Consider the following 17,165-nt stretch of genomic DNA (forward strand, 5'->3'; position numbering starts at 1 on the left):
TATCATCTAGAGGTGAATGACCTTCATTCTCGACGAGAGATTCCGCCATGAGTGAGCCTGCCCTGCGACTTGCCGTTCTCCTGGCCATCGTCTTTACCTGCCTCGCCGTGATCGAAGAGACGATGTATCTGGCGATCTCGGTGTTCAACACGCCGCTGCTGGCGCTCGCGCCGATCGTGGTGGTGTTGGGGTTCCTGATCTATGTCGGACGGCGCAACCTGCTGGCGACGCACAGACGTTTCCTGGACGGCGGGGAGTGATCTCCGCCTTGGGCGTCAACGATACGGCGCTCGCTGTCTCCTCGTAGCGCGTCGCAAAACGCCCGTCTTGCTCGACGAGGTCTTGCGAGACGGGCCATGGGCGGAAGCGCTTACCCCCCGATCACACTCGTTATCACCTGCCCACCGCGATTGATGGTCAGCCGCCACACATAGGGCTGTTGCGCCGCAGCGCGGTCGAGATCGCGGGTGGCGGCGATCTTGCCGCCGTTGACGCTGACGATGATGTCGCCCTTCTTGAAGCCGACCACGGCTGCGGGGCTGTTGTCCTCGACATCGACCACCGCCACGCCTTCCTTTGCGTTGGCGATCGAAAATTCCTCCACCGTCGCCGGCGAAATGTTCACCACCGTCACGCCCGAGAAGGGCGAGTCGCCTTTGATCCTGATCGTCTCGCGCGCCGGCCTTTCCGGCGCGGCGATCAGAGCCAGCGGCACCACCAGACTCTTGCCGTCGCGGCGCACCGACAACGACGCCGTGCCTTCGAGCGCCTTGGCGCCGAGCCGGTAGCCGACGCCGCCCGCATCCGCCGCCTCCTGGCCATCGACGGCGACGATCACGTCGCCCTGTTTCAGGCCGCCCTCCTCCGCCGGGCCGCGTGGGAAAACCTCCGTCACCACGGCGCCGGCCGGGCGATCCAGCCCGAGGCTTTCCGCCAGTTCGCGGGTCAGATTCTGCAAGCTGGCGCCGAGCCAGGGCCGGCGCACCTCCTTGCCGCCATTCTTGGCCGCCGCCACCACGTTTTTCACCATATTGACGGGAATGGCGAAGCCGATGCCGACGGAGCCGCCGCTTTGCGAGAAAATCGCCGAATTGATGCCGATGAGCCGCGCGTTCATGTCGACCAGCGCGCCGCCGGAATTGCCGGGATTGATGGCGGCGTCGGTCTGGATGAAGAAGCCGTAGTCGCTGATGCCGATCTGGGTGCGGGCCAGCGCCGAGACAATGCCCTGCGTCACGGTTTGTCCGACGCCGAAGGGATCGCCGATGGCCAGCGCGAGATCGCCGACCTCGATGGCGTCGCTGTCGCCCATTTCCAGAACCGGAAAATTCTTGTCGTCGGATTTGATGCGGAGGATGGCGAGGTCGGAGCGGGGATCGCGCAGCACGATCTCGGCCGGGAGTTCACGGCGGTCGGCCAGCGCCACCTTGACGCTGGTCATGCCCTCGATGACGTGGTGATTGGTGACGACGAGGCCGGACGCATCGACGATCACGCCGGAGCCGAGCGATTGCGCGGTCTGATTGCCCGGATGCTGGCCGAAAAAGCGCTGAAAGATCGGATCGTCGAAAATGGGATTGCGCGCCTGACGCTCGATGCGCTGGGCATAGACGTTGACCACCGCCGGCGCCGCCTTTTTCACGACGGGCGCGAAACTCAGCCCCACCTCGGCGCGGCTTTGCGGGACCAGTTTTTGCGCCTCGGCGTAAGCCGGCGCGGCGAGCAGAATCAAGGCGGCGACAAGCGAACGAAACATGCGAATCCCCTTCGGCTGTCGCAAATATAGAAACCGAAGCGCGCCGCAAAAAGGGCCAAGCCGAAGCAAAAAAAGGGCGACCCGAGGATCGCCCTTGAATTGCGCCTATGCGGCGGCTGTTATTCCGCCGCTTCGGCCTCGACCTGACCGGAGTCCTTGCCCTTGGCGGTAACGTCGCGGTCGACGAATTCGATCACGGCCATGGCGGCGTTGTCGCCATAGCGGAAGCCGGCCTTCAGCACGCGGGTGTAGCCCCCGTGGCGCTCCTTGTAGCGGGGCGCCAGCACGTCAAAAAGCTTGCGGACGAGATCGACATCCTTGATCTGGGCGATGGCCTGGCGGCGGGCGTGAAGATCGCCGCGCTTGCCCAGCGTCACCAGCTTCTCGACCACGGGACGCAGATCCTTGGCCTTGGGCAGGGTGGTGGTGATCTGCTCATGCTTGATCAGCGCCTGGCACATATTGGCGAACATCGCCTTGCGATGCTCGGCGGTGCGGTTGAAACGCCGCTTGGAACGACCATGATACATATTGGCTCTCCATATTGGTTGCGGTCGCCGTGCCAAGGTACGACCGTTCGGTGCTTTGCCCGGTTGTCAGGGCGGCGGATCCCCTCTCCCCGTTTACGGGGCGAGGGGGAGATCGATGCTAGTAGTGTTCTTCGAACCGCTTGGCGAGTTCGTCGATGTTTTCCGGCGGCCAGCCCGACACTTCCATGCCGAGGTGCAGGCCCATCTGCGCCAGCACTTCCTTGATCTCGTTCAGAGACTTGCGCCCGAAATTCGGCGTGCGCAGCATTTCCGCTTCGGTCTTCTGGATGAGGTCGCCGATATAGACGATGTTGTCGTTCTTGAGGCAGTTGGCCGAGCGGACCGACAGCTCGAGTTCGTCCACCTTCTTGAGCAGCGCCGGATTGAAGGCGAGTTCCGGAATGGCCGGAGACGCCTCTTCGCGCTTGGGCTCCTCGAAATTGACGAAGACGTTGAGCTGGTCTTGCAGGATGCGCGCGGCGAAGGCCAGGGCGTCTTCAGGCGTCAGCGAGCCGTTGGTCTCCATTTGCAGCGTCAGCTTGTCGTAATCGAGCACCTGGCCCTCGCGCGTAGGCTCGATCTTGTAGGACACCTTTTTCACCGGCGAATAGATCGAATCGACGGGGATCAGGCCGATCGGGGCGTCTTCCGCGCGGTTGCGGTCAGCCGGGACATAGCCCTTGCCGGTGTTGACGGTGAATTCCATGCGGATTTCAGCGCCCTCGTCGAGTGTGCACAGGGCGAGCTGCGGGTTGAGCACGGCGATGTCGCCGGTGACGCCGATGTCGCCGGCATAGACCACGCCCGGACCCGTCTTCTTCAGGGTCATGCGCTTGGGGCCTTCGCCCTGCATCTTGATCGCGACATCCTTGATGTTGAGGATGACATCGGTCACATCCTCGCGCACGCCGGGAATGGAGGAGAATTCGTGCAGCACGCCATCAATGTGGACGGAGGTGATGGCGGCGCCTTGCAGCGACGACAGCAGAATGCGGCGCAGGGCGTTGCCAAGGGTCAGGCCGAACCCGCGTTCGAGCGGTTCCGCGACCACCGTCGCGACGCGCTTGGGGTCTTCGCCCGGCGTGACTTGCAGCTTGTTCGGCTTGATCAGCTCTTGCCAGTTCTTCTGAATCATTTTGGCCTCTTCCTCGGACCGCGGCATATCGGTTCGTCAACCATGGCCTTTGGTCCGTGCACGGAATTTTCCGCCAAGCCCCGTCGCGCCTAGGCGGATTCAACAGTTGATCGCGGCGAGGCCGCGATCAACATTACCCGCGGCCACACGCGAACGCGCGGCCGGTCACAGGGATATAATCACACGCGGCGGCGCTTGCGAGGGCGGCAGCCGTTGTGCGGGATCGGGGTCACGTCGCGGATCGAGGTGACGGTGAAGCCCGCCGCCTGCAAGGCGCGCAAAGCAGATTCACGGCCCGAACCCGGACCGGAGACTTCGACCTCGACGGTGCGCATGCCGTGTTCGGCGGCTTTGCGGGCGGCGTCTTCGGCGGCCATCTGCGCGGCATAGGGGGTGGACTTGCGCGAGCCCTTGAAACCCATCGTGCCCGACGACGACCACGAAATGGTGTTGCCCTGCGCGTCGGCGATGGTGATCATCGTGTTGTTGAACGACGAATGCACATGGGCGACGCCGGAGGCGATGTTCTTGCGCTCCCTGCGGCGAACGCGGGTGTTTTCCTTGGCCATTTTGGCTTCCTTCAAGCGCGCCCGTAATGCCAGGCGCTAGGGTTGTTGGGCTCTCGCCCTATAATCTCGCGAAACATCGCGAAGGTGAAACGCTGAAGTCTGAGTCCAAATGGGTTGGGCTGCGGCGAAAATGGTGTTTCGCGAGCACCGAAGCGGAGCGTACATCAGTACGTGAGCATCGGAGCGCAGCGAAACGCCATTTGCAGCCCGGCCTCACCCATTTGGGCCGGATTTTTACTTCTTCTTGCCGGCGATCGGCTTCGCCTTGCCCTTGCGGGTGCGGGCGTTGGTGTGGGTGCGCTGGCCGCGCACCGGCAGGCCGCGACGATGGCGCAGGCCGCGATAGCAGCCGAGATCCATCAGGCGCTTGATGTTCATCGCGACTTCGCGGCGCAGATCGCCTTCCACCATATAGTCGCGGTCGATGGTTTCGCGGATGCGCAGCACTTCGGCGTCCGAAAGCTGGTTGACGCGGCGATCGACGGCGATGCCGACCTTCTCGCAGATCTCAGCCGCCTTGCTGGAGCCAATGCCGTGGATATATTGCAGCGCGATCACAACGCGCTTGTTGGTCGGGATGTTGACGCCAGCTATACGTGCCATTTTTTACCTGCTCCATGTTTGACGGGCTTGCGCCCGCTTTGTTTGACGGGCTTGCGCCCGCTTGATCCCCGCGTCCGGTGGAGGCCGGCCCCTGCGGGAGAATAAAAAACAACGCTCCAGCTTTTTCAGCAGGAGCGCCGTTGAAGAACGTTCCGCTTAGAACGATTCCGCCGCACAGTCAACCGGCGCGGAAACTCATTTCGCCAGAACCGCGTTGAGTTGCTTCGTGACCTCGTCGATCGGCGCCATGCCGTCCACGGTGCGGAGTTCGCCGATGGACTTGTAATAGTCAGAAACCGGCGCGGTCTGCTCATGATACTGGGCGAGGCGCTTTTTGAAAGCTTCCGGATTGTCGTCGGCGCGCACCGCTCCACCCTGCTTGCGGGTCTCCTCGGCGCGGCCCTCGATGCGTGACAGCAGCACGCCGTCATCGACCAGCAGCTCGATCACCGCGCTGAGATCCCTGCCCTTTTGCTTGAGCAGTTTGGTCAGCGCCTCCGCCTGCGCCACCGTGCGCGGAAAGCCATCGAGAATAAAGCCCTTGGCGCAATCCGGTTCGGCGATGCGGTCGGCGATGATGCCGATCACGATCTCGTCCGAGACCAGGCCGCCCGACGCCATCACCGCCTTGGCCTGTAGGCCGATGGGGCTGCCCGCCTTGACCGCCGCGCGCAGCATGTCGCCGGTGGAGAGTTGCGGGATGCCGTAGGTCTGTTCCAGACGCGCCGACTGGGTGCCCTTGCCGGCGCCCGGCGGTCCAAGCAGAATCAGCCTCATTTCCTTTTCCCTCTCAGCTTGGCCTTTTTCACCAGTCCCTCGTATTGCTGCGCCTGGAGATGGCCGTGAATCTGCGCCACCGTGTCCATGGTCACGCTGACCACGATCAACAGCGACGTGCCGCCGAAATAGAACGGCAGCGCGAATTGCGAAATCAGCAGTTCGGGCAGCAGGCAGATGATCGCGAGATAGCCGGCGCCGAGCACGGTGACGCGGGTCAGCACGTGGTCGATATAGTGCGCGGTGCGCTCGCCCGGCCGGATGCCGGGAATGAAGCCGCCATGCTTCTTGAGATTGTCCGCCGTCTCCGCCGGATCGAACACGATCGCGGTGTAGAAGAAAGCGAAGAACACGATCATGCCGACGTAAACGGCGATGTAGAGCGGACGACCGTGGCCGAGGTAAGTCGAGATCAGGCCGATAAAGCCGCCCGCCCCGCTGTTCTCCGCGAAATTGGCGGCGGTGGCCGGCAGCAGCAGCAGCGACGAGGCGAAGATCGGCGGAATCACGCCGGAGGTGTTGAGTTTTAACGGCAGGAACGAGGTCTGGCCCTCATAGACCTTGTTGCCCTGCTGCCGCTTCGGATAGGTGATCAGCAGCCGGCGCTGGGCGCGCTCCATATAGACGATGAAGGCGATCACGCCGAAAGACATCAGCAGGATGCCGATCAGCACGGCCGGCGGAATCGCGCCCTGGCGCGACAATTCCAGCGTATTGGCGATGGCCGAGGGGAAGGCCGCGACAATGCCCGCGAAAATGATCAGCGACGAGCCATTGCCGATGCCGCGCGAGGTGATCTGCTCGCCAAGCCACATCAGGAACAGAACGCCGCCCGTCAGCGTGATCACGGTCGAAGCGCGGAAGAACCAGCCGGGATCGGTCACGACGCCATGCTGGCTTTCGAGCCCGAGCGAAATGCCATAGGCCTGGAACACCGCCAGCACGACGGTGAGATAGCGCGTGTACTGGTTGATGACCTTGCGGCCCTGCTCGCCCTCTTTCTTGAGCGCTTCGAGCTGGGGAATCACCGAACTCATCAGCTGGATGATGATCGAGGCCGAAATGTAGGGCATGATGTTCAGGGCGAAGATCGCCATGCGCTGCACGGCGCCGCCCGCGAACATGTTGAACAGCTCCAACACGCCCTGCTGCTTGCCGTGGAAACTCGCCTCGAACACGGCGGGATCGATGCCCGGCAGCGGGATATAGGTGCCGAGGCGATAGACGATCAGGGCGCCGAGGGTAAACCAGATCCGCTTCTTCAGCTCTTCGTTCTTGCCGAAAGAGGAGAAGTTGATGTTAGCTGCAAGCTGTTCAGCTGCCGAAGCCATGGAAATCTGCTCCAAATGCGCGCGATCGCGCATGTGAGTGCGAAAACGGGGCGAAACTCGGAAAGAGTTACGCCCCGTCATTAACCGTTCAGCCCGGCAAAATCACGCGCAATCGCGCCTTTGCCGGACGAAAATCACGCTTCCGCCACGGCGACGAGGAGCCGGACCGAACCGCCGGCCTTCTCGATGGCCGCGACGGCGGACTTGGACGCCGAGGCCACTTCGAAGGCGAGCTTGGCGGTGAGTTCGCCATTGCCCAGGATTTTCACGCCGTCGCGGGCTTTGGAAACCACGCCGGCTGCGATCAGGGATTCAAGCGTGACCGGCGCGCTGGCGTCGAGCTTGCCGGAATCCACCGCCTGCTGGATACGACCGAGGTTGACCTCGTTGTAATCCACCGAGAAGGGGTTCCAGAAGCCGCGCTTGGGCAGACGGCGATGCAGAGGCATCTGGCCGCCTTCAAAACCCTTGATGGCGACGCCGGTGCGGGCCTTCTGACCCTTGACGCCGCGCCCGGCGGTCTTGCCCTTGCCCGAACCGATGCCGCGACCGACGCGCATGCGCTCCGCGCTGGAGCCGGGATTGTCGGAAATGCCGTTGAGCTTCATGTCCGCGCCCTCAATCTTCGACGCGCAGGAGATGCGCAACCTTGGCGATCTGGCCACGCACGGACGGGGTGTCTTTCAACACCGCCTTGCGGCCGATCTTGTTGAGCTTGAGACCGATCAGGGTCTGGCGCTGGTCGCCGGGACGGCCGATCGGGCTTTTGGTCTGAACGACCGTGACAGTCTTGTCCGTCATGATCTTCCCCCTCAGCCTTCAGCCGTGCCGTCTTCGCCGCCGGGGCGGCGCGACTGCAGCACGGACACCTTCAGGCCGCGACGAGCCGCCACCGAGCGGGGCGAATCTTCGGCCCGGAGCGCGTCGAACGTGGCGCGAACCATGTTGTAGGGATTGGACGACCCCTGCGACTTGGCGACGACGTCGTGGACGCCGAGCGATTCGAACACGGCGCGCATCGGGCCGCCGGCGATGATTCCCGTACCGGCAGGCGCCGCGCGCAAAACGACGCGGCCCGCGCCATGGCGGCCGTTGACGTCATGATGCAGGGTGCGGCCTTCGCGCAGCGGCACGCGGATCAGCGCGCGCTTGGCGGATTCGGTGGCCTTGCGGATGGCTTCCGGCACTTCGCGGGCCTTGCCGTGGCCGAAGCCGACGCGGCCCTTCTGGTCGCCGACGACGACGAGGGCGGCGAAGCCGAAGCGACGGCCACCCTTCACAACCTTGGCGACGCGGTTGATGTGGACCAGACGGTCCACGAATTCGCTGTCGCGCTCTTCATCCTTGCGATCGCGACCGCGACCGCCTTCATGTTCACGAGCCATTTGTTTTTCCGTCACTTACGCGGAAGGTCCCGTTCGACCTCCGCTCGCTGGGTCGCCCCCGATACAGGGACGTTTGCCAAACGTCAATCCCGGAGCGCGATAAACACGATCCGGGATGCGTTTGAAAGTCCGACCAACCGGCGCGCGTTCAACGCCACGCGGCGTTGAACGGATGGCGCCGATCAGAACTTCAGGCCGCCTTCGCGGGCGCCCTCGGCCAGCGCCTTGACGCGGCCGTGGTACATGTAGGCGCCGCGGTCGAACACGACCTCGGTCACGCCGGCGGCGACCGCGCGCTCGGCGATCAGCTTGCCGATCGCCTTGGCGGCGTCGATGTCCGCGCCAGTCTTGAGCGACTCGCGCTGCACCTTCTCGATCGAAGAAGCGGCGACGAGAGTCGATCCCTTGTCGTCGTCGATGATCTGCGCGTAAATCTGCTTCGACGAGCGAAACACAGACAGACGCGGCTTGCCGTAAGCGCGGGCGCGAAGCGTGCGGCGGACGCGCGCCTTGCGGGCTTCAGTGGAATCCTTGGCCATGTCGCGTCCTTACTTCTTCTTGCCTTCCTTACGGAAGATGAATTCGCCGGCATACTTGACGCCCTTGCCCTTGTAAGGTTCGGGGCCACGGTAGTCGCGGATCTCAGCGGCGATCTGACCGATCTGCTGCTTGTTGATCCCGGCGATGGTGATTTCGGTCGGCTTCGGGCAGACGATGGAGACGCCAGCCGGAATCGGATAGGCGATGTCGTGGCTGTAGCCCAGCGACAGCTGCAAATTCTTGCCGGCGACCGCGGCCTTGTAGCCGACGCCGGTGATTTCCAGCTTCTTCTCGAAACCGGCGGTGACGCCGACCACCAGATTGTTGATCTGGGCGCGGGCGGTGCCCCACAAGGCGCGGGCGCGCTTTGTTTCGTGGCGCGGATCGACCTTGATCGCGTTGTCGTTCATTTGGACGTGGACGTCGTCATGAACAACGAAGGACAGTTCGCCCTTCGCGCCCTTGACGGTGACCGTCTGGCCATCGACCTTGGCGGTGACGCCGGCGGGAACCGGAACAGGCTTCTTACCGATACGAGACATTGTTTTCTCCTCTCGGGTCAGAACACGGTCGCGAGCACTTCGCCGCCGACATTGGCGTCGCGCGCGGCATGATCCGCGAGAACGCCCTTCGGGGTCGAAATGATGGCGATACCGAGGCCATTGGCGACACGCGGCAGTTTATCGACAGCGGCGTAAACGCGGCGGCCGGGCTTCGACACGCGGGTGATTTCACGAATCACCGGCTGGCCGTCGAAATATTTCAGCTCGATCTCGAAATCGGTGCGGCCATTGCCGAATTCCGTGACCGAATAGCCGCGGATGTAGCCTTCGTCCTTGAGCACGTCGAGGACGTGGGCGCGCAGGCGCGAGCCCGGGGTCGCAACCGAGGACTTGCGGCGCATCTGCGCATTGCGGATGCGGGTGAGCAGATCGCCCACAGGATCATTGATCGCCATGACGGTCTCTCCTTACCAGCTCGACTTGACCAGGCCCGGGATCAAACCCTTGGAGCCCAGTTCGCGCAGAGCGATACGCGACATTTTCAGCTTGCGGTTGTAGGCGCGCGGACGGCCGGTCACTTCGCAGCGGTTGCGAACGCGATCGACGCAGGAATTGCGCGGCATTTCGGCAAGCTTGAGAGTCGCTTCGAAACGATCCTCGACGGTCAAAGAGCGATCCCTGGCGATCGCCCGCAAACGCGCACGCTTGGCGGCCTTGTCGACCGCCAGCTTGGCGCGCTTCTTGTTGTTGTTGATAGCGCTTTTCTTAGCCATGAGTTACCTCTGGTCTCCGCGTTTGAGCGCGAGGCTCACTGCCGGAACGGGAAGTTGAAGGCGCGCAGGAGAGCGCGAGCTTCGTCGTCGGTCTTGGCCGTGGTGCACACGATCACATCCATGCCCAGCACGGTATCGACCTTGTCATAGTCGATTTCCGGGAAAATGAGATGTTCCTTGATGCCCAGGGCGAAATTGCCGCGGCCGTCGAACGATTTCGGATTGAGACCACGGAAATCCCTTACGCGCGGCAGCGCCACGGTAATGAAGCGGTCCAGGAATTCGTACATGCGGGTCTTGCGCAGGGTGACCTTGGCGCCGATCGGCATGTTCTCGCGCACCTTGAAGGTGGAAATCGCTTTCCGCGCGCGGGTGATGACAGGCTTCTGGCCAGCGATCAGAGCAAGGTCGGCGGCGGCCAGCGTCACCTTCTTGGTGTCGTTGACGGCGTCGCCCACGCCCATGTTCAGCACGATCTTCTCGATCGTGGGAACCTCGTTGACGTTCTTGTAGCCGAACTCTTCGATCAGCTTCGGGCGCACCACTTCGTCATAGTGCTGGCGCATGCGCGCGACATAGCCCTCGGGAATCGCCGAAACGGCCCCAGAGGCGGCGGTCCCGGCGGCCCGGGCCTTCTTCGCGGCGGCCTTGGCGGCCTTGTCGGCGATCTTCTGCTCGGCAGCCTTGTCGCCGCCCTTCGTGGGGGTCTTGTCCCCCTTGGGAGTCTTGGCCTCAGCCATCGATCAATTCTCCGGAACGCTTGGCGAAACGGACCTTGCGGCCGTCTTCGAGAATCTTGAAGCCGACGCGGGTCGCGGTCCCGTCCTTGGGATCGGCGATCGCGATGTTCGACAGCTGGATCGGCGCTTCCTTGGAAATGATGCCGCCTTCCTGGCCCTGCGTCTGCTTCTGGTGACGCTTCACCAGATTGACGCCGGCGACCAGGGCGCGGCCTTCCTTCGGCAGGACCTGGGTCACTTCACCCTTGCGGCCCTTGTCGCGACCGGAGATCACGACGACCTTGTCGCCTTTCTTGATCTTGGCGGCCATTACAACACCTCCGGGGCGAGCGAGATGATCTTCATGTGGTTCTTGGCGCGCAGTTCGCGCGGAACCGGCCCGAAGATACGGGTGCCCACCGGCTCTTTCTGATTGTTGATCAGAACGGCCGCATTGCTGTCGAAGCGGATCGTCGACCCGTCGGGACGCTTGATGTCCTTGGCCGTGCGCACCACGACCGCCTTCATCACGTCGCCCTTCTTCACGCGGCCGCGCGGAATGGCTTCCTTGACGGAAACAACAATAATATCGCCAACGCCTGCATACTTGCGCTTGGAGCCCCCAAGCACCTTGATGCACATCACACGACGCGCGCCCGAATTGTCGGCCACGTCGAGGGCGGTCTGCATCTGAATCATGGCTACGAGCCTTTCTGTCAGATCGGTTTCCGGCGAGGTTCATTCCTGGCCGGACTACGCCTGGGTTACGGCCAAAGGCCGTTTCCGCTTGCGCGGAGTTTCGTTCCCTCAAATCAATGCGCCGGTTGTCGCGGCAGCCGTTCCCCCTTGAGGGAATTGCCGTGACCCGGCGCGGACTTGAGTCAGGAAGCGAGGGTGCTTCCTCGTTCATTTTTCCGAAAAGATCAAGCCTTGTTTTCGTTCGGCAGAACGATCCAGGACTTGAGCTTCGAAATCGGCCGGGTCTCCTCGATGGAAACCAGGTCTCCGACCTTGAACGCGCCCGCCTCGTCATGCGCGTGATAGTGCTTGGTGCGGCGGACGGTCTTCTTCAGCAGCGGATGGGTGAAGCGGCGCTCCACCTTCACCACCACGGTCTTTTCCTGCTTGTCGCTGACGACAACGCCCTGGAGAATGCGCTTCGGCATATGTTTTCGACCTTATTTCTTGGCCTGGCCGCGCTTCTGCACGACCAGGGTTTTCACGCGGGCGACCTCGCGGCGGACGACGCGGACGCGCGATGTGTTCTCGAGCTGGTTGGTCGCCTTCTGGAAGCGCAGGTTGAACTGCTCCTTCTTCAGATTCAGCAATTCGTCAGCCAGTTGATCTTCCGACATCGCCTTGAGGTCGGACAGGCGCTGCTTGTCAGACATACCGTCCTCCTTATTCAGCAATGCGTTCGATGAAACGGGTCTTGATCGGCAGCTTGGCCGCGGCAAGAGCGAACGCTTCACGCGCGATGGTCTGCGGCACGCCGTCGACCTCGAACATGATGCGGCCGGGCGCCACGCGGGCGCACCAGAACTCGGGCGCGCCCTTGCCCTTACCCATACGGACTTCGGTGGGCTTGCTGGACACAGGCACATCCGGGAAGATCCGAATCCACACGCGTCCGGCGCGCTTCATGTGGCGCGTCAGGGCGCGGCGGGCCGCCTCGATCTGACGGGCGGTGACGCGTTCGGGTTCAAGAGCCTTCAGGCCGTACTGGCCGAAGGCGAGTTCAAAGCCGCCCTTGGAGACGCCCTTGATGCGGCCCTTGAAGGCCTTGCGAAATCTTGTACGCTTGGGTTGCAGCATGGGTCAAACTCACAAGGTTCAGGCGCGATCGCCGCGCGGCGGACGCGGGCCGCGACGCTCGCCGTCACGGTCGCGACGCTCGCGGCGCTCGCCGTGATGATCGTGGGCGGCGGCTTCGGCGCTGCGCTCGCTGGCCATCGGATCGTGCTCAAGGATTTCGCCCTTGAAGATCCAGACCTTGATGCCGCAGGTGCCATAGGCGGTGTGCGCGGTGGCGACGCCGTAATCCACATTGGCGCGCAGGGTGTGCAGCGGAACGCGACCTTCGCGATACCATTCCAGCCGCGCGATTTCCGCGCCGCCGAGACGGCCCGAGCAGTTGATGCGGATGCCTTCAGCGCCCAGACGCATGGCCGACTGCACGGCGCGCTTCATGGCGCGGCGGAAGGCGACGCGACGTTCGAGCTGCTGCGCGATCGAATCCGCCACCAGGGTGGCGTCAACTTCCGGCTTGCGCACTTCGACGATGTTGATCGCGACTTCGCTCGTCGTCAGCTTGGCGACCAGCTTGCGGATCTTGTCGATGTCGGCGCCCTTCTTGCCGATCACCACGCCCGGACGGGCGGAGTGAACGGTGACGCGGCACTTCTTGTGCGGGCGCTCGATGACGATCTTGGAGACCGCCGCCTGCTTCAGCGCCTTCATCAGCGCCGCGCGGATGGCGAAATCCTCGTGAAGGAGCCTGCCATATTCGTTCTTGCCGGCGAACCAGCGCGAGTCCCACGTCCGGTTGATGCCGAGGCGAAGGCCGATCGGATTGACTTTCTGTCCCATCGTTCTCTCCTCAGGCCGACGCCAAGTTGGCGTTTTCTCGGACTTCGCGAACGACAATCGTCAGATTCGCGAAAGGTTTTTCCACACGGCCGGCGCGACCGCGGGCGCGGGCGTGGAAACGCTTCATCACCAGCGCCTTGCCGACATAGGCTTCGGCGACGATCAGATCGTCGACGTCGAGATCGTGATTGTTCTCGGCGTTGGCGATGGCGCTTTCCAGCGTCTTCTTGACGTCGACGGCGATGCGCTTCTCCGAGAAGGTCAGATCGGCCAGGGCGCGATCGACCTTCTTGCCGCGAATCAGCTGCGCCACAAGGTTCAGCTTCTGCGGGCTGACGCGGATCATCCGCGTCACCGCCTTGGCCTCGTGCTCCCCGAGGGCGCGGGGGTTCTTTTCCTGCGACATGTCAGCCCCTCTTCGCCTTCTTGTCCGCGGCGTGGCCGTGGAAGGTGCGGGTCGGCGAGAATTCGCCGAACTTGTGGCCGATCATGTCCTCGGTGACGTTCACCGGCACATGCTTGTGGCCGTTGTAGACGCCGAAGGTCAGGCCGACAAACTGCGGCAGGATGGTCGAACGGCGGCTCCAGGTCTTGATGACTTCGGAGCGTTTCGCGGAAGAAGCAACTTCCGCTTTTTTCAGGAGGTATCCGTCTACGAACGGACCTTTCCAGATCGAGCGCGACATCAGGGTCAGCCCTTCTTCTTCTTCGCCTTGTGACGCGAGGTCACAATGAACTGTGTGGTGAACTTGTTGGAACGTGTCTTCTTGCCCTTGGTCGGCTTGCCCCACGGGGTGACCGGGTGGCGACCGCCGGAAGTGCGGCCTTCGCCGCCGCCGTGCGGGTGATCGACCGGGTTCATGACGACGCCGCGGTTATGCGGACGACGGCCGAGCCAGCGCTGGCGACCGGCCTTGCCGATCGACGTGTTCATGTGGTCGGGGTTCGACACCGCGCCCACCGTGCCATAGCACTGGCCATGGACCAGACGCTGTTCGCCCGAGTTGAGGCGGACAATGACATAGCCCTGGTCGCGGCCCACGATCTGAGCGTAGGAGCCGGCGGAGCGGGCGATGGCGCCGCCCTTGCCGATCTTCAGCTCGATATTGTGGACGATCGTGCCGATCGGAATGGCGGCCAGCGGCATCGCATTGCCCGGCTTGACGTCGACCTGCGCGCCCGACACCACCGAATCGCCCGGCGAAAGCCGCTGCGGCGCGATGATATAGGCCTGCTCGCCGTCCTCATAGGAAATGAGGGCGATGAACGAGGTGCGGTTGGGATCGTATTCGATCCGCTCGACCTTGGCCGCGCCTTCCTTGCGCCGCTTGAAATCGACGATGCGATAGGCCTGCTTGTGGCCGCCGCCGCGGAAGCGGACGGTGATGCGACCATGGTTGTTGCGTCCGCCGGCGGACGATTGTCCTTCGGTCAGCTTCTTGACCGGCTTGCCCTTATAGAGCTCGCTGCGGTCGACGATCACGAGCTGTCGAAGGCTCGGCGTGATCGGCTTGAATGTTTTAAGAGCCATTTGCCTGTACCTCGATCCAGCTCAGAGCCCGGTGGTCACGTCGATCTTCTGGCCATCAGCCAGTGTGACCACCGCGTTCTTGACGTCGGAACGCACACCGCGCATTCCCTTGAACACCTTCTTCTTGCCCTTGCGGAGCAAAGTGTTCACAGCTTCGACCTTGACGTCGAACAGGCGTTCGACGGCGGCCTTGATCTGGTGTTTGGTCGCGTCAATGCGGACCTTGAACACCACCTTGTTCTGTTCGGACGCGATGGTCGCTTTTTCGGTGATGACCGGAGCGACGATGACGTCATAGTGGCGCGGATCAACGCTGCTCATTTGAATCGCGCCTCCAGCGCATCGATCGCCGCCTTGGTCAGCACAAGCTTCTCACGGCGGAGAATGTCGTAAACATTGATGCCCTGAACCGGCAGAACGTCGATCTGCGGGATGTTGCGGGCGGCGAGCGCGAAATTGACGTTCAGCTCCGCGCCGTCGATGATCAGCGCGTTGGTGAGGCCGATCTTCGCGAAAGTGGTCTTCAGCGCCGCGGTCTTCGGCGCGTCCGCGTTGGCCGCCTCGAGCACGACGATCGCGCCGTCCTTGAACTTGGCCGACAGGGCGTGCCTGAGCGCCAGCGCGCGCACCTTCTTGGGCAGGTCATGCGCATGGGAGCGCACCACCGGACCGAAGGCGCGACCGCCGCCGCGGAACTGCGGCACGCGGGCGGAGCCGTGACGGGCCGAACCCGTGCCCTTCTGCTTGTACATCTTCTTGCCAGTGCGGGCGATGTCCGCGCGGTTCTTGACCGCGTGGGTGCCGGCGCGGCGCTTGGCGAGCTGGTAGCGCACCATGCGGGCGATCAGGTCTTCGCGCGGCTCCAAACCGAAGATCGCGTCGTCGAGATCGAGCGCGCCGGAATTGGCGCCTTCGAGTGTGGTGATGTCGATCTTCACGGCTCAGGCCTCCGACGCGGGCGTTTCAGGAGCGACGTCGGCGGCGCCTTGCTTGGCGGGCATGCGGAACTTGCCGGGCTTGGGAGCCTCGGCCGGCAGCGCCTTCTTCACCGCGTCGCGGATGTAGATCCAGTTGCCGGCGTGGCCGGGAACCGAGCCTTCCACCAGGACCAGGCCGCGCTCGATGTCGAGCTGCACGACGCGCAGGTTCTGGGTGGTGACGCGGTCCGTGCCCATGTGGCCGGCCATTTTCTTGTTCTTGAAGGTCTTGCCGGGGTCCTGACGGCCGCCGGTCGAACCGTGCGAGCGGTGCGACAGCGACACGCCGTGGGTGGCGCGCAGACCGCCGAAGTTCCAGCGCTTCATCGGGCCGGCGAAACCCTTGCCCAGGGTGGTGCCGGTGACGTCGACGAACTGGCCGACGACGAAGTGATCGGCGGTGATTTCCGCGCCGATCGGCAGCAGGTCATCCTCGCCGACGCGGAATTCGGCCAGCTTGAGCTTGGGCTCGACTTCCGCGAGGGCGAAGCGCGTGCGCTCGGCCTTGGAGACATTCTTGACCTTGGCGCGACCGATTCCGAGCTGAACGGCGGTATAGCCGTTCTTCTCGAGGGTGCGCTGGGCGACGACTTGAACGCCGTCTAGTTTCAAGACCGTGACCGGAACATGTTCCCCGCTGTCCGTGAAGACGCGGGTCATGCCGACCTTCTGTGCGATGACGCCTGACCGCATGTTTCTCTTTCCTTCAGGGCGCGTACGAGGCCGCTGTTTCCAACGACTTGCAGAGGCGCCGCGAGACGGTAACAAAACCGTCTCAGACTCACATTAAACCTCTGAATGCTCAGAGCTTGATTTCCAAGTCAACGCCGGCGGCGTGGACTTAAAGCTTGATCTCAACGTCCACGCCGGCGGCGAGGTCGAGTTTCATCAGCGCATCGACCGTCTGGGGGGTCGGATCGACAATGTCAAGCACGCGCTTGTGCGTGCGGATTTCGAACTGTTCGCGAGACTTCTTGTCCACGTGGGGCGAGCGGTTCACCGTGAACTTCTCGATCCGAGTCGGCAGCGGGATCGGGCCGCGGACCTGGGCGCCGGTGCGCTTGGCCGTGGAGACGATTTCCTTGGTCGACACGTCGAGAATCCGATGATCGAACGCCTTAAGGCGGATTCGGATGTTTTGTCCGTTCATTTTTTCATCCTCTGAGTGAATCGATGCGGGCGTGTGACAGCCCGCATCCATTCATCCCGCCTGATAATTATTCGATGATCGAGGCAACCACGCCCGCGCCGACGGTGCGGCCGCCTTCGCGGATGGCGAAGCGCAGCTTTTCTTCCATCGCGATCGGAACGATCAGCGCCACATCGACCGTGATGTTGTCGCCCGGCATCACCATTTCCGTGCCTTCCGGCAGGGTCACGATGCCCGTCACGTCCGTGGTGCGGAAGTAGAACTGCGGACGATAGTTGGTGAAGAACGGGGTGTGAC

The 17,165-nt window shown here is 63.1% G+C and carries 30 protein-coding genes; 1 reads left to right on the forward strand and 29 read right to left on the reverse strand.

Annotated elements, in window-relative coordinates:
• Window positions 1-47: 47 nt before the first annotated feature.
• Window positions 48-260 (forward strand): hypothetical protein, encoded by a 213-nt coding sequence (locus CCR94_RS00785; RefSeq protein ID WP_104505988.1) that lies wholly within the window; start codon window positions 48-50, stop codon window positions 258-260.
• A 110-nt stretch (window positions 261-370) separates the two neighbouring features.
• Here CCR94_RS00785 and CCR94_RS00790 read toward each other — a convergent pair whose 3' ends face one another.
• The 29 genes from CCR94_RS00790 to CCR94_RS00930 form a co-directional block, all read right to left on the reverse strand.
• Window positions 371-1,756 carry a DegQ family serine endoprotease gene (locus CCR94_RS00790; RefSeq protein WP_104505989.1) on the reverse strand — a complete coding sequence of 462 codons (1,386 nt, stop codon included), beginning with the start codon at window positions 1,754-1,756 and terminating at the stop codon, window positions 371-373.
• Between the two features lie 119 nt (window positions 1,757-1,875).
• On the reverse strand, window positions 1,876-2,286 hold the full coding sequence (rplQ, locus tag CCR94_RS00795) for a 50S ribosomal protein L17 (RefSeq protein ID WP_104505990.1): 411 nt from the start codon (window positions 2,284-2,286) through the stop codon (window positions 1,876-1,878).
• 118 nt (window positions 2,287-2,404) lie between these two features.
• Window positions 2,405-3,448, reverse strand: coding sequence for a DNA-directed RNA polymerase subunit alpha (locus CCR94_RS00800; RefSeq protein WP_425332300.1), 1,044 nt, complete (start codon window positions 3,446-3,448; stop codon window positions 2,405-2,407).
• Between the two features lie 152 nt (window positions 3,449-3,600).
• Entirely contained in the window at window positions 3,601-3,990 is a 390-nt protein-coding gene (gene rpsK, locus CCR94_RS00805; protein ID WP_104505991.1) for a 30S ribosomal protein S11, read from the reverse strand.
• 234 nt (window positions 3,991-4,224) lie between these two features.
• On the reverse strand, window positions 4,225-4,593 hold the full coding sequence (gene rpsM / locus CCR94_RS00810) for a 30S ribosomal protein S13 (RefSeq protein ID WP_104505992.1): 369 nt from the start codon (window positions 4,591-4,593) through the stop codon (window positions 4,225-4,227).
• Window positions 4,594-4,788: 195 nt separating this feature from the next.
• On the reverse strand, window positions 4,789-5,370 hold the full coding sequence (locus tag CCR94_RS00815; protein WP_104505993.1) for an adenylate kinase: 582 nt from the start codon (window positions 5,368-5,370) through the stop codon (window positions 4,789-4,791).
• On the reverse strand, window positions 5,367-6,701 hold the full coding sequence (gene secY, locus CCR94_RS00820) for a preprotein translocase subunit SecY (RefSeq protein WP_104506016.1): 1,335 nt from the start codon (window positions 6,699-6,701) through the stop codon (window positions 5,367-5,369). Before secY ends, CCR94_RS00815 begins: the two co-directional genes overlap by 4 nt.
• 134 nt (window positions 6,702-6,835) lie before the next feature.
• Window positions 6,836-7,309, reverse strand: coding sequence for a 50S ribosomal protein L15 (gene rplO, locus CCR94_RS00825; RefSeq protein ID WP_104505994.1), 474 nt, complete (start codon window positions 7,307-7,309; stop codon window positions 6,836-6,838).
• A gap of 10 nt (window positions 7,310-7,319) precedes the next feature.
• Window positions 7,320-7,502 (reverse strand): 50S ribosomal protein L30, encoded by a 183-nt coding sequence (gene rpmD, locus CCR94_RS00830; protein ID WP_104505995.1) that lies wholly within the window; start codon window positions 7,500-7,502, stop codon window positions 7,320-7,322.
• Between the two features lie 11 nt (window positions 7,503-7,513).
• The gene (rpsE, locus tag CCR94_RS00835) at window positions 7,514-8,086 is read right to left on the reverse strand and encodes a 30S ribosomal protein S5 (RefSeq protein ID WP_104505996.1); all 573 of its coding nucleotides are present in this window, start codon (window positions 8,084-8,086) and stop codon (window positions 7,514-7,516) included.
• A gap of 182 nt (window positions 8,087-8,268) precedes the next feature.
• Window positions 8,269-8,625, reverse strand: coding sequence for a 50S ribosomal protein L18 (rplR, locus tag CCR94_RS00840; RefSeq protein WP_104505997.1), 357 nt, complete (start codon window positions 8,623-8,625; stop codon window positions 8,269-8,271).
• Between the two features lie 9 nt (window positions 8,626-8,634).
• A complete protein-coding gene (rplF, locus tag CCR94_RS00845) occupies window positions 8,635-9,168 on the reverse strand; it encodes a 50S ribosomal protein L6 (protein WP_104505998.1) in 534 nt (177 codons plus the stop codon).
• Between the two features lie 17 nt (window positions 9,169-9,185).
• Window positions 9,186-9,584 carry a 30S ribosomal protein S8 gene (rpsH, locus tag CCR94_RS00850; protein WP_104505999.1) on the reverse strand — a complete coding sequence of 133 codons (399 nt, stop codon included), beginning with the start codon at window positions 9,582-9,584 and terminating at the stop codon, window positions 9,186-9,188.
• A 12-nt stretch (window positions 9,585-9,596) separates the two neighbouring features.
• Window positions 9,597-9,902 carry a 30S ribosomal protein S14 gene (gene rpsN, locus CCR94_RS00855; RefSeq protein WP_104506000.1) on the reverse strand — a complete coding sequence of 102 codons (306 nt, stop codon included), beginning with the start codon at window positions 9,900-9,902 and terminating at the stop codon, window positions 9,597-9,599.
• Between the two features lie 35 nt (window positions 9,903-9,937).
• A complete protein-coding gene (gene rplE / locus CCR94_RS00860; protein ID WP_104506001.1) occupies window positions 9,938-10,642 on the reverse strand; it encodes a 50S ribosomal protein L5 in 705 nt (234 codons plus the stop codon).
• Complete coding sequence (gene rplX, locus CCR94_RS00865) at window positions 10,635-10,952, reverse strand: 50S ribosomal protein L24 (RefSeq protein WP_104506002.1); 318 nt, start codon at window positions 10,950-10,952, stop codon at window positions 10,635-10,637. Before rplX ends, rplE begins: the two co-directional genes overlap by 8 nt.
• Window positions 10,952-11,320, reverse strand: coding sequence for a 50S ribosomal protein L14 (rplN, locus tag CCR94_RS00870; protein WP_104506003.1), 369 nt, complete (start codon window positions 11,318-11,320; stop codon window positions 10,952-10,954). The genes rplX and rplN overlap by 1 nt, the downstream gene beginning before the upstream one ends.
• A gap of 224 nt (window positions 11,321-11,544) precedes the next feature.
• Window positions 11,545-11,787 carry a 30S ribosomal protein S17 gene (gene rpsQ, locus CCR94_RS00875; protein ID WP_104506004.1) on the reverse strand — a complete coding sequence of 81 codons (243 nt, stop codon included), beginning with the start codon at window positions 11,785-11,787 and terminating at the stop codon, window positions 11,545-11,547.
• A 12-nt stretch (window positions 11,788-11,799) separates the two neighbouring features.
• On the reverse strand, window positions 11,800-12,012 hold the full coding sequence (rpmC, locus tag CCR94_RS00880) for a 50S ribosomal protein L29 (protein WP_104506005.1): 213 nt from the start codon (window positions 12,010-12,012) through the stop codon (window positions 11,800-11,802).
• Window positions 12,013-12,022: 10 nt separating this feature from the next.
• On the reverse strand, window positions 12,023-12,436 hold the full coding sequence (rplP, locus tag CCR94_RS00885) for a 50S ribosomal protein L16 (RefSeq protein ID WP_104506006.1): 414 nt from the start codon (window positions 12,434-12,436) through the stop codon (window positions 12,023-12,025).
• Window positions 12,437-12,454: 18 nt separating this feature from the next.
• Window positions 12,455-13,210 (reverse strand): 30S ribosomal protein S3, encoded by a 756-nt coding sequence (gene rpsC, locus CCR94_RS00890; protein ID WP_104506007.1) that lies wholly within the window; start codon window positions 13,208-13,210, stop codon window positions 12,455-12,457.
• A 10-nt stretch (window positions 13,211-13,220) separates the two neighbouring features.
• Window positions 13,221-13,616 carry a 50S ribosomal protein L22 gene (rplV, locus tag CCR94_RS00895; protein WP_104506008.1) on the reverse strand — a complete coding sequence of 132 codons (396 nt, stop codon included), beginning with the start codon at window positions 13,614-13,616 and terminating at the stop codon, window positions 13,221-13,223.
• Window position 13,617: 1 nt separating this feature from the next.
• Complete coding sequence (gene rpsS, locus CCR94_RS00900) at window positions 13,618-13,896, reverse strand: 30S ribosomal protein S19 (protein ID WP_088520760.1); 279 nt, start codon at window positions 13,894-13,896, stop codon at window positions 13,618-13,620.
• 5 nt (window positions 13,897-13,901) lie between these two features.
• The gene (gene rplB / locus CCR94_RS00905; protein WP_104506009.1) at window positions 13,902-14,741 is read right to left on the reverse strand and encodes a 50S ribosomal protein L2; all 840 of its coding nucleotides are present in this window, start codon (window positions 14,739-14,741) and stop codon (window positions 13,902-13,904) included.
• A 21-nt stretch (window positions 14,742-14,762) separates the two neighbouring features.
• On the reverse strand, window positions 14,763-15,062 hold the full coding sequence (locus CCR94_RS00910) for a 50S ribosomal protein L23 (protein WP_088520762.1): 300 nt from the start codon (window positions 15,060-15,062) through the stop codon (window positions 14,763-14,765).
• Entirely contained in the window at window positions 15,059-15,679 is a 621-nt protein-coding gene (gene rplD, locus CCR94_RS00915; RefSeq protein ID WP_104506010.1) for a 50S ribosomal protein L4, read from the reverse strand. Before rplD ends, CCR94_RS00910 begins: the two co-directional genes overlap by 4 nt.
• A 3-nt stretch (window positions 15,680-15,682) precedes the next feature.
• On the reverse strand, window positions 15,683-16,411 hold the full coding sequence (gene rplC, locus CCR94_RS00920) for a 50S ribosomal protein L3 (RefSeq protein WP_104506011.1): 729 nt from the start codon (window positions 16,409-16,411) through the stop codon (window positions 15,683-15,685).
• 148 nt (window positions 16,412-16,559) lie between these two features.
• Window positions 16,560-16,868, reverse strand: a complete 309-nt coding sequence (gene rpsJ, locus CCR94_RS00925) for a 30S ribosomal protein S10 (RefSeq protein WP_104506012.1) — start codon at window positions 16,866-16,868, stop codon at window positions 16,560-16,562.
• A gap of 67 nt (window positions 16,869-16,935) precedes the next feature.
• On the reverse strand, window positions 16,936-17,165 hold a 230-nt coding region (locus tag CCR94_RS00930; RefSeq protein ID WP_483414389.1), incomplete at its 5' end, for an EF-Tu C-terminal domain-related protein.

Source organism: Rhodoblastus sphagnicola (genome assembly GCF_002937075.1).
GTDB lineage: Bacteria > Pseudomonadota > Alphaproteobacteria > Rhizobiales > Beijerinckiaceae > Rhodoblastus > Rhodoblastus sphagnicola.

Coding starts and splice junctions, on each gene's coding strand:
- CCR94_RS00785 (WP_104505988.1), top strand. CDS start 48: ATGAGTGAGCCTGCCCTGCGACTTGCCGTTCTCCTGGCCATCGTCTTT.
- CCR94_RS00790 (WP_104505989.1), bottom strand. CDS start 1,756: ATGTTTCGTTCGCTTGTCGCCGCCTTGATTCTGCTCGCCGCGCCGGCT.
- rplQ (WP_104505990.1), bottom strand. CDS start 2,286: ATGTATCATGGTCGTTCCAAGCGGCGTTTCAACCGCACCGCCGAGCAT.
- CCR94_RS00800 (WP_425332300.1), bottom strand. CDS start 3,448: ATGCCGCGGTCCGAGGAAGAGGCCAAAATGATTCAGAAGAACTGGCAA.
- rpsK (WP_104505991.1), bottom strand. CDS start 3,990: ATGGCCAAGGAAAACACCCGCGTTCGCCGCAGGGAGCGCAAGAACATC.
- rpsM (WP_104505992.1), bottom strand. CDS start 4,593: ATGGCACGTATAGCTGGCGTCAACATCCCGACCAACAAGCGCGTTGTG.
- CCR94_RS00815 (WP_104505993.1), bottom strand. CDS start 5,370: ATGAGGCTGATTCTGCTTGGACCGCCGGGCGCCGGCAAGGGCACCCAG.
- secY (WP_104506016.1), bottom strand. CDS start 6,701: ATGGCTTCGGCAGCTGAACAGCTTGCAGCTAACATCAACTTCTCCTCT.
- rplO (WP_104505994.1), bottom strand. CDS start 7,309: ATGAAGCTCAACGGCATTTCCGACAATCCCGGCTCCAGCGCGGAGCGC.
- rpmD (WP_104505995.1), bottom strand. CDS start 7,502: ATGACGGACAAGACTGTCACGGTCGTTCAGACCAAAAGCCCGATCGGC.
- rpsE (WP_104505996.1), bottom strand. CDS start 8,086: ATGGCTCGTGAACATGAAGGCGGTCGCGGTCGCGATCGCAAGGATGAA.
- rplR (WP_104505997.1), bottom strand. CDS start 8,625: ATGGCCAAGGATTCCACTGAAGCCCGCAAGGCGCGCGTCCGCCGCACG.
- rplF (WP_104505998.1), bottom strand. CDS start 9,168: ATGTCTCGTATCGGTAAGAAGCCTGTTCCGGTTCCCGCCGGCGTCACC.
- rpsH (WP_104505999.1), bottom strand. CDS start 9,584: ATGGCGATCAATGATCCTGTGGGCGATCTGCTCACCCGCATCCGCAAT.
- rpsN (WP_104506000.1), bottom strand. CDS start 9,902: ATGGCTAAGAAAAGCGCTATCAACAACAACAAGAAGCGCGCCAAGCTG.
- rplE (WP_104506001.1), bottom strand. CDS start 10,642: ATGGCTGAGGCCAAGACTCCCAAGGGGGACAAGACCCCCACGAAGGGC.
- rplX (WP_104506002.1), bottom strand. CDS start 10,952: ATGGCCGCCAAGATCAAGAAAGGCGACAAGGTCGTCGTGATCTCCGGT.
- rplN (WP_104506003.1), bottom strand. CDS start 11,320: ATGATTCAGATGCAGACCGCCCTCGACGTGGCCGACAATTCGGGCGCG.
- rpsQ (WP_104506004.1), bottom strand. CDS start 11,787: ATGCCGAAGCGCATTCTCCAGGGCGTTGTCGTCAGCGACAAGCAGGAA.
- rpmC (WP_104506005.1), bottom strand. CDS start 12,012: ATGTCTGACAAGCAGCGCCTGTCCGACCTCAAGGCGATGTCGGAAGAT.
- rplP (WP_104506006.1), bottom strand. CDS start 12,436: ATGCTGCAACCCAAGCGTACAAGATTTCGCAAGGCCTTCAAGGGCCGC.
- rpsC (WP_104506007.1), bottom strand. CDS start 13,210: ATGGGACAGAAAGTCAATCCGATCGGCCTTCGCCTCGGCATCAACCGG.
- rplV (WP_104506008.1), bottom strand. CDS start 13,616: ATGTCGCAGGAAAAGAACCCCCGCGCCCTCGGGGAGCACGAGGCCAAG.
- rpsS (WP_088520760.1), bottom strand. CDS start 13,896: ATGTCGCGCTCGATCTGGAAAGGTCCGTTCGTAGACGGATACCTCCTG.
- rplB (WP_104506009.1), bottom strand. CDS start 14,741: ATGGCTCTTAAAACATTCAAGCCGATCACGCCGAGCCTTCGACAGCTC.
- CCR94_RS00910 (WP_088520762.1), bottom strand. CDS start 15,062: ATGAGCAGCGTTGATCCGCGCCACTATGACGTCATCGTCGCTCCGGTC.
- rplC (WP_104506011.1), bottom strand. CDS start 16,411: ATGCGGTCAGGCGTCATCGCACAGAAGGTCGGCATGACCCGCGTCTTC.
- rpsJ (WP_104506012.1), bottom strand. CDS start 16,868: ATGAACGGACAAAACATCCGAATCCGCCTTAAGGCGTTCGATCATCGG.